This window comes from Rhodococcus maanshanensis NBRC 100610 (assembly GCF_001894865.1).
GTDB lineage: Bacteria > Actinomycetota > Actinomycetes > Mycobacteriales > Mycobacteriaceae > Rhodococcus_G > Rhodococcus_G maanshanensis.
On the sequence record NZ_BCXA01000003.1, the window covers coordinates 226,621 to 242,705 of the forward strand.

Annotated in this window: 16 protein-coding genes; 7 read left to right on the forward strand and 9 right to left on the reverse strand. The window is 68.9% G+C overall.

What is annotated here, in order from left to right:
* Nucleotides 1-148 precede the first annotated feature (148 nt).
* Nucleotides 149-481 (reverse strand): hypothetical protein, encoded by a 333-nt coding sequence (locus RM1_RS02410; RefSeq protein ID WP_072749832.1) that lies wholly within the window; start codon nt 479-481, stop codon nt 149-151.
* A gap of 218 nt (nt 482-699) precedes the next feature.
* Here RM1_RS02410 and RM1_RS02415 point away from each other — a divergent pair, with 218 nt between their 5' ends.
* On the forward strand, nt 700-1,038 hold the full coding sequence (locus RM1_RS02415; protein WP_027501343.1) for an RNA polymerase-binding protein RbpA: 339 nt from the start codon (nt 700-702) through the stop codon (nt 1,036-1,038).
* An 83-nt stretch (nt 1,039-1,121) separates the two neighbouring features.
* Here the strand turns inward: RM1_RS02415 and RM1_RS02420 are convergent, their stop codons facing one another.
* Genes RM1_RS02420 through RM1_RS02435 form a run of 4 tightly spaced genes read right to left on the reverse strand, consistent with a single transcriptional unit; the run spans nt 1,122 to nt 5,733 of the window.
* On the reverse strand, nt 1,122-1,898 hold the full coding sequence (locus tag RM1_RS02420; protein WP_027501344.1) for a polyprenol monophosphomannose synthase: 777 nt from the start codon (nt 1,896-1,898) through the stop codon (nt 1,122-1,124).
* Nucleotides 1,899-1,952: 54 nt separating this feature from the next.
* Nucleotides 1,953-3,578: an apolipoprotein N-acyltransferase gene (gene lnt / locus RM1_RS02425; protein ID WP_083576471.1), complete on the reverse strand. Its 1,626-nt coding sequence runs from the start codon at nt 3,576-3,578 to the stop codon at nt 1,953-1,955.
* Nucleotides 3,568-5,148, reverse strand: a complete 1,581-nt coding sequence (locus RM1_RS02430) for an amidohydrolase (protein WP_072749833.1) — start codon at nt 5,146-5,148, stop codon at nt 3,568-3,570. Before RM1_RS02430 ends, lnt begins: the two co-directional genes overlap by 11 nt.
* A 6-nt stretch (nt 5,149-5,154) precedes the next feature.
* On the reverse strand, nt 5,155-5,733 hold the full coding sequence (locus tag RM1_RS02435; protein ID WP_072749834.1) for an FxsA family protein: 579 nt from the start codon (nt 5,731-5,733) through the stop codon (nt 5,155-5,157).
* Nucleotides 5,734-5,902: 169 nt separating this feature from the next.
* On the opposite strand from RM1_RS02435, the gene RM1_RS02440 reads away from it, so the two are divergent.
* Nucleotides 5,903-6,589 (forward strand): hypothetical protein, encoded by a 687-nt coding sequence (locus RM1_RS02440; RefSeq protein WP_245815945.1) that lies wholly within the window; start codon nt 5,903-5,905, stop codon nt 6,587-6,589.
* A 9-nt stretch (nt 6,590-6,598) separates the two neighbouring features.
* Here the strand turns inward: RM1_RS02440 and RM1_RS02445 are convergent, their stop codons facing one another.
* Together RM1_RS02445 and RM1_RS02450 are read right to left on the reverse strand one after the other, a co-directional pair.
* Nucleotides 6,599-7,258, reverse strand: a complete 660-nt coding sequence (locus tag RM1_RS02445) for a response regulator (RefSeq protein WP_072749835.1) — start codon at nt 7,256-7,258, stop codon at nt 6,599-6,601.
* A 114-nt stretch (nt 7,259-7,372) separates the two neighbouring features.
* The gene (locus RM1_RS02450) at nt 7,373-8,902 is read right to left on the reverse strand and encodes an HNH endonuclease signature motif containing protein (RefSeq protein WP_072749836.1); all 1,530 of its coding nucleotides are present in this window, start codon (nt 8,900-8,902) and stop codon (nt 7,373-7,375) included.
* A gap of 105 nt (nt 8,903-9,007) precedes the next feature.
* Between RM1_RS02450 and RM1_RS02455 the strand changes: the two genes are divergently transcribed.
* Nucleotides 9,008-9,715, forward strand: a complete 708-nt coding sequence (locus tag RM1_RS02455; RefSeq protein WP_072749837.1) for a cutinase family protein — start codon at nt 9,008-9,010, stop codon at nt 9,713-9,715.
* Between the two features lie 13 nt (nt 9,716-9,728).
* Here RM1_RS02455 and RM1_RS02460 read toward each other — a convergent pair whose 3' ends face one another.
* Both RM1_RS02460 and RM1_RS02465 read right to left on the reverse strand, forming a co-directional pair.
* Entirely contained in the window at nt 9,729-10,562 is an 834-nt protein-coding gene (locus RM1_RS02460; protein ID WP_245815947.1) for an SGNH/GDSL hydrolase family protein, read from the reverse strand.
* 173 nt (nt 10,563-10,735) lie between these two features.
* Nucleotides 10,736-11,893 (reverse strand): sensor histidine kinase, encoded by a 1,158-nt coding sequence (locus RM1_RS02465; protein ID WP_072749838.1) that lies wholly within the window; start codon nt 11,891-11,893, stop codon nt 10,736-10,738.
* A gap of 54 nt (nt 11,894-11,947) precedes the next feature.
* On the opposite strand from RM1_RS02465, the gene RM1_RS02470 reads away from it, so the two are divergent.
* From RM1_RS02470 to RM1_RS02485, 4 genes are read left to right on the forward strand one after another with little or no spacing between them, the layout of a single operon-like run.
* On the forward strand, nt 11,948-12,715 hold the full coding sequence (locus RM1_RS02470; protein WP_072749839.1) for a TSUP family transporter: 768 nt from the start codon (nt 11,948-11,950) through the stop codon (nt 12,713-12,715).
* A 30-nt stretch (nt 12,716-12,745) separates the two neighbouring features.
* Complete coding sequence (locus RM1_RS02475) at nt 12,746-14,275, forward strand: TldD/PmbA family protein (protein WP_072749840.1); 1,530 nt, start codon at nt 12,746-12,748, stop codon at nt 14,273-14,275.
* Nucleotides 14,272-15,636: a metallopeptidase TldD-related protein gene (locus RM1_RS02480; protein ID WP_072749841.1), complete on the forward strand. Its 1,365-nt coding sequence runs from the start codon at nt 14,272-14,274 to the stop codon at nt 15,634-15,636. Before RM1_RS02475 ends, RM1_RS02480 begins: the two co-directional genes overlap by 4 nt.
* Nucleotides 15,636-16,010 (forward strand): YchJ family protein, encoded by a 375-nt coding sequence (locus RM1_RS02485; protein WP_072749842.1) that lies wholly within the window; start codon nt 15,636-15,638, stop codon nt 16,008-16,010. Before RM1_RS02480 ends, RM1_RS02485 begins: the two co-directional genes overlap by 1 nt.
* Nucleotides 16,011-16,085: the final 75 nt, after the last annotated feature.

Consider the following 16,085-nt stretch of genomic DNA (forward strand, 5'->3'; position numbering starts at 1 on the left):
TATTCGGCGCAGTTTGCGCACTATTTTGTATGTCCGGATTTGTGTCGGCCGCGTTACACAGGGTATCGGCCGCGGACTGCTATTGTCGTCCGTTTCGGCCTTTGGTTCCATGTCCTGCGCGTTCGCGCGTAATGGCCCCTGGTCCGGCTCAGCGGAAGCGTTCGGCCTCTCGCGCGAGCTGGACCAGCCGGGAGCACAACGACGCCAGCTCGGACTGCTCAGCGCCCTCCGAGACGGCGGTCTCGACGTCCTCCGCGGCGCAGCGGACCGCGAACATCCGATCCACGAGCGAGGCCGCCTCGTCTGCGGTCAGGACAACGGCGTCGGCCGGAATGGAGGTGCCCTTGACCGCGCTGCGCTGTTCGTAGGCGCGCTGGCGACAGGACTGGCGGCAGTAGCGGCGGCGCCGGCCGATGCCGACGTCGGCGACCTCGCGTCCACACCACACGCACGAGTCGAGTCTGCGAGAGGGGCCTGCCACGGTCAGTCACCTTACTGCGCCTGCCGGCGGCGCCGTGCCGACCGACGACGCTGTGCGGTTGGAGGTTCGCTAACCGGTAAGATGGGGCGGTTGCGTCTGTGCGACGCCCGGGAACCATTCCAGCGTCCGTGGCGTTGAAGATGAGTGAATGCCTGCTGATCGGTGTACTACTGCCGATCCAGCGCGCTCGCGTGCCGACCTAGGGAGAGGACACCACCATGGCAGATCGCGTACTTCGAGGAAGCCGACTCGGAGCGGTGAGCTATGAGACCGATCGCGACCACGACCTGGCACCCCGCCGCATGGCCCGGTACCGCTGCGACAACGGCGAAGAGTTCGACGTCCCCTTCTCCGACGATGCCGAGATCCCCGGCACCTGGCTGTGCAAGAACGGCCTGGAGGGCAGCCTCCTCGAGGGCACCGCGCCGGAGGCCAAGAAGGTCAAGCCGCCGCGTACCCACTGGGACATGCTGCTCGAGCGCCGTTCCGTCGAGGAGCTCGAGGAGCTGCTCAAGGAGCGCCTTGACCTGCTGAAGACCAAGCGACGCGGAGCCTAGTCGGCGCCGGGCTTCGCCCGAACACATCAACGCCGCCCCCGGGGAGATCCCCGGGGGCGGCGTTGTCGTATCCGATGCCCTGATTACTTCCCGAACAGTGCCTTCGCCTTGTTCCAGCGGTTGCGCATGCCCCAGACGGTGACCTTGAGCAACGCCTCCTGCACGATGTTGCCGTCCATCTTGGACTCGCCGAACTCGCGCTCGGTGAACGTGATCGGCACCTCCACCATGGTGAACCCGTGCTGGATCGCGCGCCACGCGAGGTCGACCTGGAAGCAGTAGCCGTGCGACTCGACGGCGTCGAGGTCGAGCGCCACGAGCACCTCGCGCCGGTAGGCGCGGAAGCCGCCGGTGATGTCCTTGATCTTCACGCCGAGCGCGAGCCGGGAGTAGATGTTGCCGCCGCGCGAGAGGAACTCGCGTCGCTTGGGCCAGTTCACCACGGAGCCACCGGGGACGTAGCGCGAGCCCGCGACGACGTCGGCCCCCGCGTCGATCTGGTCGAGCAGCCGGTGCAGCTGCTCAGGGGCGTGGCTGCCGTCCGCGTCCATCTCCACGATGACGCGGTAGTCACGCTCGAGGCCCCATTTGAAACCTGCGATGTAGGCAGCTCCGAGGCCGTTCTTCTCGGTGCGGTGCATGACGTGGATCCGGCCGGCGGCGTCCTGCTCGGCCAGCTTGTCGGCCAGGTCGCCGGTGCCGTCCGGGCTGCCGTCGTCCGCCACGAGCACATGCGTGTTCGGGAGCGCGGCGTGCAGGCGGCCGATGATCAGGCCGATGTTCTCCCGCTCGTTGTACGTCGGAATGATCACCAAGGTGTGCGCGCTCGGTGTGTCCCCGCCTGGCGTACCCGCTGCCATCTTGATCCTCCCTGCCAGCCGAGGCTGGTTTCCTTCGTGATGCGTCTGCCGCCGTCAGTTGATCGGTTCGGCAGGCCGCCGCCGCCGCACGAGTGCGATGACGAGGGCCAATGTGGCGCCGACACAGAGAACGATCTCCGGAATCGGGCCGAGTCGAGTAGCCAGCGTAGTGGAGGCCCGAAGTGGAACCTCCGCGACAAGCGCCGCGGGCACGAAAAGTGACGAAGATTCCTGTACGGATCCGTCGGGGGCGACGATCGCGCTGACGCCGGACGTGGCGGCCACCACAACGACCCGACCGTGTTCGACGGCCCGCACCCGCGACATCGCGAGCTGCTGGTACGTCATCTCGGTGTCCCCGAAGGTCGCGTTGTTGGTTGGCACCGCGATCAACTGGGCGCCTGCCCTGACCGCCTGGCTGAGTGCTCGGTCGAACGCGACCTCGTAACAGGTCGCCACGCCGACCGGGATCCCGGCGGCCGTCACCACTCCGTTGCCGTTGCCGGGTACGAAGTTGCCCGCCTGGTCCGCATACGACGAGAAGTGTCGGAAGAAGCTGCGGTAGGGCAGGTACTCGCCGAACGGCTGGATGATCTTCTTGTCGTGGCGGTCTTGTGGCCCGTTGTCGCCGTCCCAGACGATGACGGAGTTCGTGGTGGTTCGGTCGCCGTTCACCAGGACGGCGCCGACGAGGATCGGAGCGCCGACGGCACGCGAGGCGGCCTCGATCGCGGCGGCCGCGTCGGCATTGCGCAACGGATCGATGTCCGAGGCGTTCTCCGGCCAGATCACCAGGTCGGGCTGTGGCTGCGTGCCCGCTCGCACGTCCCCCGCGAGTGCGAGGGTCTCCCGGACGTGATTGTCGAGGACCGCGCGACGTTGGGCGTTGAACTCGAGTCCGAGCCGGGGCACGCTGCCCTGGATCGCGGCCACGACGATTCTCCGATCGCCCGCCGCGTCGTCCACGGACTCCATGCCGGGAACGGTGGGCCACAGCGCGGCGGCGAGCACCGGCATGATGAGCACGAATGCGCCTGCGGTGAGCAGGTCCCGGACCGGGAGACGGCGGGCGATCGCCACCGTCAGTGCCGCGATCCCGGTGCCGGTCAGCGCGACGGCGAATCCGAGCAGCGGAGCGCCTCCGACCGCGGCGAGCGAGAGCAGCCAGCCGTCGGCCTGTCCGAACGCCAGCCGTCCCCACGGGAAGCCGCCGAACGGGACGCTCGACCGGAGCCATTCCGTCAGCGTCCATGCGCACGCTATCCACAGCGGTGCCAGCGGCAGCCGGGCGAGGATGACGGCGAGGATGCCGAACAGCCCGAAGAACACTGCCTCCGCGGCGGCAAGGGCGAGCCAGGGCGCCGGACCGACGTACTCCCCCACCCAGGGCAGCAGCGGCAGCAGGAACCCGAGCCCGGCGAGGAATCCGTACCCGAACGCTCCCCTCCAGCGCAGCGGCGGCCGGTCCTCGGCGGCCCCGGCGCGATCGCCCGCGCCGAACCGCGTCAGCACCAGCACGAGCAGCGCGACGGCGAAGGGGGCGAGGAACCACAGCGGTCGTGGCGGGAAGCTCGCGAACAGCAGCGCACCGGACCCGAACGCCAGGACGCAGTCGCGGAGGGTCGACAATCGGGGCTTGCGGGATCGGGTCTTGGTCGAGGCGGTCACCTCAACGCTCATAGATGGTCTCCCCGCGGTGCACGGTTCGCAGGCACACCGGGCTCGGGGACTCGGGATCGAGGTGCGGCAGCGCGGGCACCCGGGACCGTGGATCGGTCGACCAGCGCTGGACGGAGTCCTTGGCCGCGGTGACCACCAGCTCACCGGCCTCCCAGACTGCGTACGAAGCGGGTGCACCCGGGACCAGCGTGCCCGCCAGTCCGTCGCGGACGCCACCGGCCCGCCAGGCCCCGCGGGTGGCGGCGGAGAAGGCCGCACGCGGCGAGACACCGCTGCCCTCGGTGCGATGGTTGACCGCGGCCCTGAGCATCGCCCACGGCTCGACGGGCGTGACCGGTGCGTCGGACCCGAAGGCCAGCGACACACCCGCCGCCGCCATCGCGGCGAACGGGTTGAGGGTCGCCGCGCGATCCCGCCCGAGGGCCTGGGCGTAGAGACCGTGGTCGCCGCCCCAGAGCTCGTCGAAGACCGGCTGGACGCTGGCGACCACGCCGAGTCCGCCGAGGGTCGCCGCCTGCTCGGCGGTGATCATCTCGACGTGCTCGAGACGGTGACCGCACGCCGCTACCGCGGGACCACCGAGCTCGCCTGCCACGCGCTCGAACGCCTCGACCACGGCCGCGACCGAGGCGTCGCCGATCACGTGGAAGCCGGCCTGGATGCGGGCCTCGGTGCAGGCGCGCAGGTGCGCCGCGATCGTGTCGACGTCGAGGTAGGCATTGCCTGTATCGGGGCGGTCGGCGTACGGCTCGTGCAACCAGGCCGTACGGGATCCGATCGCGCCGTCGACGAAGAGGTCACCGCCGAGGCCTGCCGCCCCGGTCTCGGCGAGGAGTGCCTTCGCCTCCGCCGCGGTCGTCACCGGCTGTCCCCAGTAGGCGCGCACCTCGACACCGTGCGGGTGCGCCAGCAGTTCGCGCAGGTCTTCGCGGCCGGAGATGTCGGGGCCTGCGCATTCGTGCACCGCGACGATCCCGTTGGCTGCGGCGCTGTCGAGCGCAGCGGTCCTTGACCTCGCCCGCTGGGCCGCGGTGAGCAGCTCCCTTGCGGCAGCGCGGACCCGGTGGTGATCCTCCGCGGTGACCGGGGTCTCGGCGTCGTCGACGCCGCCCGCACGCCGCAGCAGCGACGAGGCGGCGGCGGAGTGGACGTCGATCCTGGCCAGGTACACCATCCGGCCCGGTGCGGCGGCGTCGAGTTCGGTGGTGGTCGGGGCGCCGGGGTCGTCGGTCCAGGTGGTCTCGTCCCAGCCGTGTCCCCAGATCACCGCGTCGTCCTGCTCCTCGGCGTACCGGCGAACCAGGTCGAGGCACTCGCGCCGAGATCGGGCACCGGTCAGGTCGAGGCCGGTGAGCATCAGTCCGAGGGCCGTCACGTGAACGTGGGTGTCCACGAAGGCCGGTGTCACGAACGCGCCGTCGAGCTCGATGATCTCGGCGTCGGGATGGAGCGCGCGTCCTGGGCGGTCCTCGCCGACCCACACCACGGTGCCATCGGTCACGGCCATCGATGTCGCATCAGGTGCGGCGGGGCTGTAGATGCGACCGCCGACCAACAATTGGGTACCCACGGGGGTTCAGTCTGCCCGCCGTGGACCCTGCGCCGTGCCACCGGGATCCGGAATGATGATCTCCCCCTCGATCGCGAGCGGTTCGGCGGTGCCCGAGGGTGAGGTGGGGGTCTCGGTCGCGTACGTGACGTCCTCGACGATGGTGTCCTCGACGATGACGCCGTCCACCACCGTGCGGCGACGGGTGCGCGAGTACACGTCGGCGCCGACCCCGCCTGCGGCGGTCACCATGCCGAGGCGGCGACCGCCGAGGATCAAGACGAGTGGCCGGAGCACCCATCGGGTCGGTGGGATCAGCAGGAGCAGTCCGAGCGCGGAGGTGACGAGGCCGGGGATCACCAGCAGGACCGTGCCCGCGGCGACCACCGCCCCATCCGCGACGGCGCCGCTCGCCGACCCGGTGCCGCGGCCTGCGCGACGGAACCCCTCGATCACCTTGCGGCCTTGCGAGCGGACCAGGACCAGGCCGACCGCCCAGCCGAGCAGGAACAGCGCAATCGTCCACAGCACACCGATGGCGCTGCCCACCCAGATCACCGCAGCGACCTCGATGACGACGTAGAGCACGAACAACGCCGGAATCATCGGCCTGCCTTTCCTCGGTCCCCTGTCGGGCCCTCTGCCCGATCAACGTGCGGAGGCCCGGAAATTCTCCCGGGTTTCCGGCGTAAACCAGAACCCTCTGGTTGACGTGCATGCGAAACCTCTAGTCGAGGTCAACCCAAACCCTCTAGTTGACATTTAGACATTGCGCATGATGCAGTTCACACCGGTCGGGTTCCTGTTCGTCGAGTTCACGCACCAGCCGAGGAGCAACATGCGTCTCTCCCTGATCCTTCGCAGGATATCCGTGGCCGTGGCCTCCGCCGCGGTCCTCACCCTCACCTTCGCCGGGCAGGCGGGCGCATCCCCCACGGCCGTTGAGCCGCCCGGCTCGGCGCCCGCCGCCCTGGTCGCGGAGTCCGGCATGCAGTCGCCCGAGGCGTTGGCGGTGCTCCAGACGATTCTCGGCGCGGCGGCGCTCGGCCCTCTCGGCCTCCCCGAGTTCGGCGTGACCAGGCCGCAGGACTTCATGTATCCCGCACCGACTCTCGGCTGTGGGGTCGGCGAGACTCCGGTGACCGTCACGGTCGCCTCCGCGCAGGCCGGACCCAACTTCCCCCTACCGCCCTTCATCGAGCGCGGTCAGTTGCGATTCCAGGCGTTGCCCGCCCACGTCGACTTCCCGAAGCAGTCCGGGCTCAGTGTGATCTGGTTCAACACGACCACCTTCAAGGGCGGGATGGAGCCGTTGAACGACGTCCTGCTCGGGGTGCCGACGATGTCGAAGACCGTGGCGACCGGCGCAGGGACCGTGCTCGCGGCGCTCTACGGGGATGTCACCTACCAGTCGGGGAAGACCTGCTTCGCTTTGCCGACGGTGGGTACCTTCACGGCCTGAACCGGGGCCCTACGAGCCGGGCGTGACCAGCCCGGTCTCGTAGGCCAGCACCACCGCCTGCACGCGGTCGCGGAGGCCGAGCTTGGTCAGGATCTTGCCGACGTGGGTCTTGATGGTGGCCTCGGAGAGATACAGCTGCTGCGCGATCTCCGCGTTCGACAGCCCGGTCGCGAGGTGGCGGAGCACCTCGAGCTCGCGTTCCGTCAGGTCGTCGAGGATCTCGGGCGTCCGCGTCGGGGCGGGGTCGTCGCCGATGAACCGGGACAACAGCCGCCGGGTCACCTTGGGTGAGACAACCGCGTCACCCGCCGCGACGCTCCTGATCGCCGAGACCAGGTCCTCGGGCGGGGTGTCCTTGAGCAGGAATCCGCTCGCTCCCGCCCGCAGCGCGCCGAGGGCGTGCTCGTCCAGATCGAAGGTCGTCATCACCAATACCTTGCTGGAGCAGCCGGATTCGACGATCTGCGTGGTGGCCGTCACGCCGTCGACGATCGGCATCCGCACGTCCATGAGCACCACGTCGGGCTCGAGGTCGCGCGTGGCGTTCACCGCGGCGGCCCCGTCCCCCGCCTCCCCGAGCACCACGATGTCCTCGTGTGCCTCGAGCACCATCTTCAGCCCCATGCGCATCAGCTCTTGATCGTCGACGAGCAACACGGTGATGGGCATGGCGCCACCCTATATCCGAGCTGTCGCCACCGGTTGAGCGGGAATTCCCGATTGCGAGCGCGACGGCATCGGCCAGTGTCATTCGGTCCGCAGATCATCCGTGCGCGATCGCCTCTACGGAATCTCTTCCCGTCCATTGCTTCCTGCGGACGCCCGCGCGTGGTGCTGCTTCGATTGGTCGCGTCGTTGGCCTGCGTCTGTCTCTCGACGTGCCTGCGCCTTTCGCCTGGCGCGGTCAAGTAGTTCCTTGGGGTGGTGGCGGTGGTTGATGCGGGGTCTCTGGACGGGGTCGATGTGCGGCGGCGGGATCCACTCGGTGCGTCCGGCGTATTCGGTGCCCTTGGGTGCGGTGCGGGTGTGCCAGCCGCCGGGTCCGTCGTGGATCAGCGCATGGCAGGCGTCGCAGCCGAGGGCAAGTCCGCCGATGTCGGTGGCGCCGCCTTTGGACCAGTCTCGGACGTGATGGACGGCGGTCATCGTGGCGGGGGCGTCGCAGCCGGGTCTGGTGCATCCTCGATCAGCGGCGATCAGGGCCAGTCGTTGATCGGCGGTGGCGAGACGCTTCGAGCGCCCGAGGTGCAGGGGCCTGCCGTTGTGGTCGAACAACACCAGAACGGGGTGCGATCGCTCCGCCATCTTCAGTGCGTCCCGTATCGGGAGGATCCCGCCGGACGCGGTCGTGGCGACGCCGGTGGCGTGCTCGAGTTGGTCGAGGGTCATGGTGATGATCGCCGTGACAGGCAGCCCGCGATGCGAACCCAGAACGCCCGATCCGAGGAGCGCACGCAATGCCTCTTTGATGGCGTCGTGGTTACGTTGCGCGGCGGTGCGGGTGTCACGGCCCGCCGCTGCGGCGAGCTTGTCGCGGTCGACGTGTGGGTGTTCGGCGTCGCCGGTGGGTGATTCGGGGTCGTCGGGGTTGTTCATTCCCGGCCGCGCCCACTTCGCCAGGATCGGTTCGAGCATGGCTCGGGTCTCGGGGTCGAGGTGACCGGAGATCGGGGTCATGAGGTTCTGGTCTTGGCGGCCGAGCCGGATTCCGCGCAGTCGCTTGCGGTCCTTCCCGTCGGTGAGGTCGCCGTCGGGGTTCAGGTACGCGAGCAGGTCGTGTCCGGCCTTCTCCACATCCTCCGGCGTCGCGGAACGCGCCAGGTCCGCCAGGATTTCCTCCGCCACGGCGACGTCGGAACTGCTGACCGCGTGCGGGATCTTGCGGATGACCTCACGTACCGCGCGGGCGTGATCCGGGCCAATCGCGCCGTCGCGTTGCGCGGCAGCGGTTTCGGGCAGATCCGCAGGCAATGGCTGACCGGAGAGCGCATGCCAGGTGCCCAACGACTTGGCCGCGGTGACCCGGGCGGAGGCGTCGGCCGCGGAGATCCGCAGCACCCCGACGAGCAGCTTGTTGACGGTCTTGTGGCCGAGCTTGCCAGGCAGGGAGCGCTCGACGGTTTCGACAATCAGGTTGTGGCCGACCGCCGACGCCCTGCGCAGTGATCTTTCCAGCCGGCGCAGGGTGTCGGTCAGCTCGCCGTCGGGGAGCGCGGTCAGATCGGTCGCGCACAGTCCATCGACGGCGTCGGCGATCGCGGACAGGTGAACGTGCACCTGATCCGAGACCCCGATACCATCGATCGAACTCATGTGCGAATTCTACCGCCGGGGTCCGACATGTGGTCTCGACGGGCCGCCGGTCGAGAGTGTTGAGGAACCATGCGGATGCGTCGTCGCTGAATGTAGCGTTGACCTATGGGGACGCATACGTCCACTCGATTCATGTGCACCGCGATGGCGATGTTTGCGGCGTCGCTCTGCGTGTCCGTCGAGCCCCCGACCGCATCCGCCCAGCCGTGTCCCGACGTCGAGGTGATGTTCGCCCGGGGTACGGACGAACAGAGTGGCGTCGGTGCCACAGGGCTCTCGTTCATCGAATCGCTTCGCGTGGTCGCGGGCGCGCGGTCGATCGGGGCGTACGCCGTCAATTACCGTGCCGGCAGCAATTTCGACGACCGACGGGCGTTCGCCCACACCTTCGTCGAAGGGGTGCGGGACATGCATTCCCGGATCCAGTTCGTGGCGGAACGCTGCGCCGGGACGAGGATCGTGGTCGGAGGTTACTCGCAGGGAGCGGCCGTTGCCGGATTTGTCACCGAAGCCGGAAATCCCGCCGGATTGCCCAGCGATCTGGCCCTACCAGGACCGTTGTCGCCGGAGGTGGCCGGCCACGTTGCCGCGGTCGTCTTTTTCGGAAGGCCGTCGGACCGGTTCATGAGCGACGCGGGAAATCCGCCGATCGTTGTCGGGCCGCTCTTCGCTCCCAAGACCATCGATGTGTGTGCTGCCGGCGACAACATCTGCGACGGCTCCCCCCTCGGCCGCCCCAACATCCTTCACGCGTTGTATCCCGTGAACGGGACGACCTTCGGGGCCGCACAGGTCGTCGCCGGGCGCCTCTAGGTCTGCGCGCCTCTCAGCCGATCGCCTTGAGCATCTCGGCCGCGATGGCACGCTCGCCGTCCGCGTTCGGGTGCACCGGGACCGGCTGCGTCGCAAAGAGCATGGGCTCGATCCACCGCTCCCCGACCGGCTTGCAGCCGTCGCGTCCCTCGGACACCTGGGACATGTCGACGAACGTCGCGCCCGTCTCCTTGGCCGCGCGCCGGACGGCGTCGTTGAGCTTGGCCTGGAGCGCCCGGAGGTACGGGACATCGCCCGCGGCCACGGGCATCTGCGGGTAGCAGCTCCCGCTTGCGGGCAGCAGCCACGGGTAGCCGGCGATGAAGACGCGGGCCTGCGGGGACCTGTCGTGAATGTCGCTGAGCGCCTTCACGAGCGCCGGATACGTCTGGGTTTCGATCGGTTCGGCGAGCTTCGCCCCGTGCTGTGCCTGGCACGGCGCCTGGGCAACCGGACTGGAGACCATCGCGCCGATGCACGTCGCCATGGCGCCGGCGAAGGTGTTGTTGTTGTTGCCGCCGATCATCAGGGTGACCAGCTCAGTCGTCGGCGTCAACGCGTCGAGCTGCGCACGCGTGCCCGGGTACTGAGGCGCATAGAAATCCCCTGTCTTCGCGCCGCCACAGCTCACGTCGGTCAAGCGATGGCCGAGCTGCTGCGCGACGATGTGAGAGAAGTTCCGCTCGGATTGCATGCACTGTGAGACGGCGGTCGGGACAACGGGATACACGCCGGAACCCGCGCTGAAGCTGTCGCCGAGGTTCACGTACTCGAGTGGCTGCGGAGCTGCTGCCGCCGGCGACACCAGTCCCACCGCGGCGGCGAGCGTGCACGCTGCCAGAATCAAGCGCCTACGCCCGTTTGTCACGGCCACTGGATCTCCCTCGGTTGCATGGTGCGCCACCCCTCAAAGAGACTTCCGATGAGAGCCGGGTCTCTTTCTGCCGTCGGGAAACATAGACGCTTGTTCAGTTCATGACAATCCCATTCTCGAAACTTTCGGTGCGAGGGGGCATTCGTCTAGTCGTCGGGGTGCAGTGGCAATTCCGCCCGAACCCGCCAACTCCCGTCCGGCTCCCTGCCCGTCTCGAGGTTGCCCTGGAGGACCGCCACCCTCTCCCTCATCCCCACCAGCCCGTTTCCCGATCCCTGGGTGAACTGACTCGACCCCCGACCGTTGTCGGTGATCTCCACCAGCACGTCCTCGTCGCGCCGCCGCACCCGGACCCGTGCCCGTGGCGATGTGCCCGCGTGCCTGAGCACGTTCGTCAGCGACTCCTGCACGACGCGGTGGATGCCGAGGCTGAGCGCGGGCCTGATGTCGTCGAGTTCCCCGGTCATCTCGAGCTCGACGCGCAGGCCCGCGTCGCGCATCATGTCGACGACCTTCGCCACTCCGGCCGTCCCGTGCTGCGGCATCTCTGCGGGGGTCTGTTCGGTGCGCAGCAGTGCCACCGTCCTGCGCAGCTCGGCGAGCGCCTGCCTGCCGGTGCTCGCGATGTTGCCCAGCGCACGCTCGGCGCCGTCCGGGTTGCGCCGCACGGCATACGAGGCGCCGTCCGCCTGCACCACCATTACGCTCACCGCGTGTGCGACGACGTCGTGCAGCTCGCGCGCGATGCGTGTCCTCTCCCCCGCCACCGCCTCCTCCGCCCTCCGATCCCGGTCGTATTCGGCGACGGCCAGTCGCGCGGCGACCTCCTCGTCGTACAGCCGTCGCGCGCCGAGGAACTCGGCGGTGATCCAGGACAGCGCGTAGAACAGCGTGATGAAGGCCGCGGTGGTCCCGATGTCCTGGTGCAGGAGCCAGATCGCCAGGGCAGAGTCGACCGCGAGCCCGACGAGGTAGAAGGCCGCGGGTTTTCTACCCACGTAGGCGACGAGCGTGTAGAGCATCACGGCAAGGCCGAGCTGGCCCGGATGGGTGACGGTGTCGTCACCGATCCAGCTGCTGATCACGGTGGTCATGATCGAGAGACCGAGGATGGTGGCCGCGGCAAGAACGGGATGGCGACGCCGAAAGGCGATCGGTACGCACAGCGCCAGGCCCAGCAGCACGAACAGCCACGGGGCCTGGCTGTTCGGTGCCGACAGGCCTTCGAGCACGAACAGGATCGTGGCGAGCATGGAGTCGGCGACGAACGGCTTTCCCCGTAGCCACAGGCTGAACCTCCGCATGTTCACAGCCTAGGAGTTGCGGGCCGCGCCGGGTCCTGTGATTGGGTCTGAGCCATGGCATGGTTCGACTGGGGCGTGTTGATGGTCGCGGCAACCGCGGCCGGCTGGGTCGACGCGGTGGTCGGCGGGGGCGGCCTGATCCTGCTCCCCGCGATCCTCATCACCATGCCCCAGCTGAGCCCGCAGATGGCGTTGGCGACGAACAAGCTGACGGCCGTGAACGGCACCGCCGCCGCGGTGTTCACCTTCAGCAGGAAGGTCGCCATGCAGTGGCGGCTGATGGTCCCGGCCGCCGTGCTGGCCGCGGTGTTCGCCGGGCTGGGGGCGGCCGCCGTGTCGCTGATCGACAAGGCGCTGTTCATCCCGATCATCATGGTGCTGCTCGTCGCTGTCGCGGTGTTCGTCACGATGCGCCCCACGCTGGGCACCACCCTCATCCATCACCAGCCCAGCCGGCTGCGGGTGTGGACCACGGTGCTCGTCGCGGGCGGCGTGATCGGGTTCTACGACGGACTGTTCGGCCCGGGTACCGGCACCTTCCTGATCATCACGTTCGCGGTGATGCTGGGGACGGAGTTCGTGCGCAGCGCCGCGATGGCCAAGGTGATCAATCTCGGTTCCAATATCGGCGCCCTCGCCTTCTTCGCGGCGAGCGGGAACGTGTGGTGGACCCTTGGCCTCGCGATGGCGGCGTGCAACGTGGTCGGTGCGGTGCTCGGCGCACGGATGGCACTTGCCAAGGGCGCGGGTTTCATTCGGATCGTGCTCCTTGTGGTGGTCGTGGTGATGGTGATCCGGTTGGGCTGGCAGCAGTTCGCCTGATCCGGTGCGGACATCGGTAGCGTGTGACCCGTGACCGCCACTCGCGACGTCGACCCCGACTTTCTCGCCCTGCCGCTGCGCGCCCTCGCGGACGCCGCGCTGTCCACGGCCAGGGCCGCGGGCGCCACCCACGCCGACCTGCGGGTGCACCGCCTGCTGACCCAGTCGATCCGACTACGGGACGGCGCCGTGCAGTCCGCGGTCGACGGCGCGGAGCTCGGCGTGGCGGTGCGCGTCGTGGTCGACGGGACCTGGGGGTTCGCCTCGCATGCGGAGCTGACCCCCGACGCCGCGGCCCGCACCGCCGCGCAGGCGGTCGAGGTGGCCAGGGCGCTGCGGGAGCTGAACCGGGAGCGGGTGGAGTTGGCCCCGGAGCCCGTGTACCCGGATGCGGTCTGGGTTTCCGGCTACGAGGTCGACCCGTTCGAGGTCCCGACGGCCGAGAAGATCGAGCTGCTCACCGATTACTCGTCCCGGCTCTCGTCCGCCGACGGAGTCGACCACGTCACGGCGAGCGTGATGCAGGTCAAGGAACAGACCTTCTACGCGGACCTGGCGGGGTCGAGCATCACCCAGCAGCGGGTCCGTCTGCATCCGCAATTGGAGGCGACCGCCGTCGACCAGTCGGCCGGCAGCTTCGAGACCATGCGCACCCTCGCACCCCCGGTCGGGCGCGGGTGGGAGTACCTGGGCGACGTGGTCGGCCCTGCTTCCTGGGACTGGGCAACGGAACTCGCGCGGATCCCGGAATGGCTGGCCGAGAAGGTCAAGGCCCCGTCGGTGACGGCGGGCCCGACGGACCTGGTCATCGACCCGACCAACCTGTGGCTGACCATTCACGAATCCATTGGCCACGCAACCGAGTACGACCGCGCCATCGGCTATGAGGCGGCCTATGCCGGTACCTCGTTCGCGACCCCGGACCAGCTCGGCACGCTGCGATACGGGACCGAGATCATGCATGTGACCGCCGACCGGACCGAGGACCATGGGCTCGCCAGCATCGGGTACGACGACGACGGCGTCGGTTCGCAGCGCTGGGACCTGGTGCGCGGCGGCACTCTTGTCGGCTACCAGCTCGACCGGGTGTTCGCCCCGCGCCTCGGCCTGGAGCGTTCCAACGGATGCTCCTATGCGGACTCCCCCCACCACGTTCCGATCCAGCGGATGGCGAACGTGTCACTGCAGCCGGACCCCGAGCACGACACCTCCACCGAGGAACTGATAAGCCGGGTCGAGGACGGGATCTACGTGGTCGGCGACAAGAGTTGGTCGATAGACATGCAGCGGTACAACTTCCAGTTCACCGGTCAGAGGTTCTTCCGGATCCGGAACGGCGTCCTCGCCGGACAGCTCCGGGATGTGGCGTACCAGGCCACCACGACCGACTTCTGGGGTTCGATGGAGGCCCTCGGTGGCGCCTCCACCTGGCAGCTGGGGGGCGCATTCAACTGCGGCAAGGCCCAACCGGGTCAGGTGGCGGCCGTCAGCCACGGTTGTCCCTCCGCGCTCTTTCGCGGGGTGAACGTGCTCAACACGCAGGTGGAGGGTGGGCGATGATCCAGGCGCAGGAGTTGATCGAGCGGGCCCTCGCGCTGCGCACGGTGGACGAGTCGATGGTGCTGGTCACCGATGCCAGCGAGGCCTCGCTGCGTTGGGCTGGCAATTCCATGACCACGAACGGCGTGTCGACCTCGCGGAACTGGACCGTCATCTCGATCGTCCGCGACGCCGAAGGTGCGCATGTGGGCACGGTGAGCTCCAGCACCGTTGACCCACAGCAGATCCCGGACGTCGTGCGGGCAAGCGAGGAGGCAGCGCGGACCGCCCCGCCCGCCGAGGACGCGATGGACCTCATCCCGGGTTCGGACGTCACCGATCCCGGCTGGTCAGAGGCGGCGGCGTCCACCGGTATCGATGTGTTCGGCCGATTGGCGGGTGACCTCGCCGACGGGTTCGACGGCGCCGACCGGCTGTACGGGTTTGCGCACCATCAACTCCACAGCACCTGGCTGGGCACCTCCACGGGGGTGCGCAGGCGTTTCACCCAGCCGACCGGCTCGGTGGAGATCAACGGCAAGCGCGGTGACGCCAGCGCATGGGTGGGTGCCGGCACCGCCGACTTCACGGACGTCTCGGTGCCGAGCCTGCTCGCGCAGCTGGCAACCAGGCTGGACTGGGCGAAGCGCACCGTCGACCTGCCCGCGGGCCGCTACGAGACCTTGCTGCCACCGTCCGCGGTGGCCGACCTGATGATCTACCTGATGTGGACGATGGAAGGCCGCGGCGCGGAAGAGGGGCACACCGCGCTGTCGAAGGCAGGCGGCACCCGGGTCGGTGAGCGGCTCACCGACTTCCCGCTGACCCTGCGCTCGGACCCCATGGCGCCCGGACTCGAGTACACGCCCTTCGTGGCGACCACGACCTCGAGCGACTCACTCTCCCTCTTCGACAACGGCATGGGCGTGGATCGGGTCGACTGGGTCCGCGACGGAACCGTCAACGCACTCGCCTACCCCCGCCATGCCGCGCGGGAGTTCGGCGCCTCGGTGGCCGTGCCCGGCGACAACCTGTTGCTCACCGGTGCCGGTGCGGCGACCATCGACGATATGGTCGCCCGGACCGAGCGCGGGCTGCTGCTGACCACGCTCTGGTACATCCGTGAGGTCGATCCGGCCACGTTGCTGCTGACCGGCCTCACCAGGGACGGGGTGTACCTGGTCGAGGACGGGGAGGTCGCCGGCGCCGTCAACAACTTCCGTTTCAACGAGAGCCCGCTCGACCTGCTGCGGCGGGTCTCCGAGGTGGGGGCAACCGAGACCACGCTCCCGCGTGAGTGGAAGGACTGGTTCACCCGCACCGCAATGCCACCGCTGCGGATCCCGGACTTCCACATGTCGTCCGTGAGCCAGGCGCAGTGATGACCCGCTGCCCCTGCCTGAGCGGTGAGGCCTACGAGCGGTGCTGCGGGCGGTTCCACTCCCGTGCCGCGGAGGCCGCGACCGCGGAGCAGCTGATGCGGTCCAGGTACAGCGCGTTCGCGGTCGGCGACGCCGACTACCTTCTGCGGACCTGGCACCCGAGTACCCGACCGGCCCGGCTGACGCTCGACCCCGATCAGCGCTGGACACGGCTCGACATTCTCGGTCACACGGGCGGAGGTCTGTTCGAGAACGAGGGCACGGTCGAGTTCGAGGCGCACTACGTGCACTCCGGACAGCGGGATTCGCTGCGCGAGCACAGCCGATTCGTGCGTGAGGACGGCCGCTGGCTGTACCTGGACGCCCTCGACTGAGGGTGGCCGCGGGGATTCGCCCGCGCGCCATCGATGGCGTCGAGGAGTAACGTCCGGCACAGGCGGGAAACCGCG

What these genes read in the sequence shown, in the direction of transcription:
- RM1_RS02415 (WP_027501343.1), top strand. Translation starts at nt 700, where the DNA reads ATGGCAGATCGCGTACTTCGAGGAAGCCGACTCGGAGCGGTGAGCTAT.
- lnt (WP_083576471.1), bottom strand. Translation starts at nt 3,578, where the DNA reads ATGAGCGTTGAGGTGACCGCCTCGACCAAGACCCGATCCCGCAAGCCC.
- RM1_RS02420 (WP_027501344.1), bottom strand. Translation starts at nt 1,898, where the DNA reads ATGGCAGCGGGTACGCCAGGCGGGGACACACCGAGCGCGCACACCTTG.
- RM1_RS02465 (WP_072749838.1), bottom strand. Translation starts at nt 11,893, where the DNA reads ATGCGGAGGTTCAGCCTGTGGCTACGGGGAAAGCCGTTCGTCGCCGAC.
- RM1_RS02485 (WP_072749842.1), top strand. Translation starts at nt 15,636, where the DNA reads ATGACCCGCTGCCCCTGCCTGAGCGGTGAGGCCTACGAGCGGTGCTGC.
- RM1_RS02450 (WP_072749836.1), bottom strand. Translation starts at nt 8,902, where the DNA reads ATGAGTTCGATCGATGGTATCGGGGTCTCGGATCAGGTGCACGTTCAC.
- RM1_RS02440 (WP_245815945.1), top strand. Translation starts at nt 5,903, where the DNA reads ATGATGCAGTTCACACCGGTCGGGTTCCTGTTCGTCGAGTTCACGCAC.
- RM1_RS02470 (WP_072749839.1), top strand. Translation starts at nt 11,948, where the DNA reads ATGGCATGGTTCGACTGGGGCGTGTTGATGGTCGCGGCAACCGCGGCC.
- RM1_RS02480 (WP_072749841.1), top strand. Translation starts at nt 14,272, where the DNA reads ATGATCCAGGCGCAGGAGTTGATCGAGCGGGCCCTCGCGCTGCGCACG.
- RM1_RS02435 (WP_072749834.1), bottom strand. Translation starts at nt 5,733, where the DNA reads ATGATTCCGGCGTTGTTCGTGCTCTACGTCGTCATCGAGGTCGCTGCG.
- RM1_RS02455 (WP_072749837.1), top strand. Translation starts at nt 9,008, where the DNA reads ATGGGGACGCATACGTCCACTCGATTCATGTGCACCGCGATGGCGATG.
- RM1_RS02445 (WP_072749835.1), bottom strand. Translation starts at nt 7,258, where the DNA reads ATGCCCATCACCGTGTTGCTCGTCGACGATCAAGAGCTGATGCGCATG.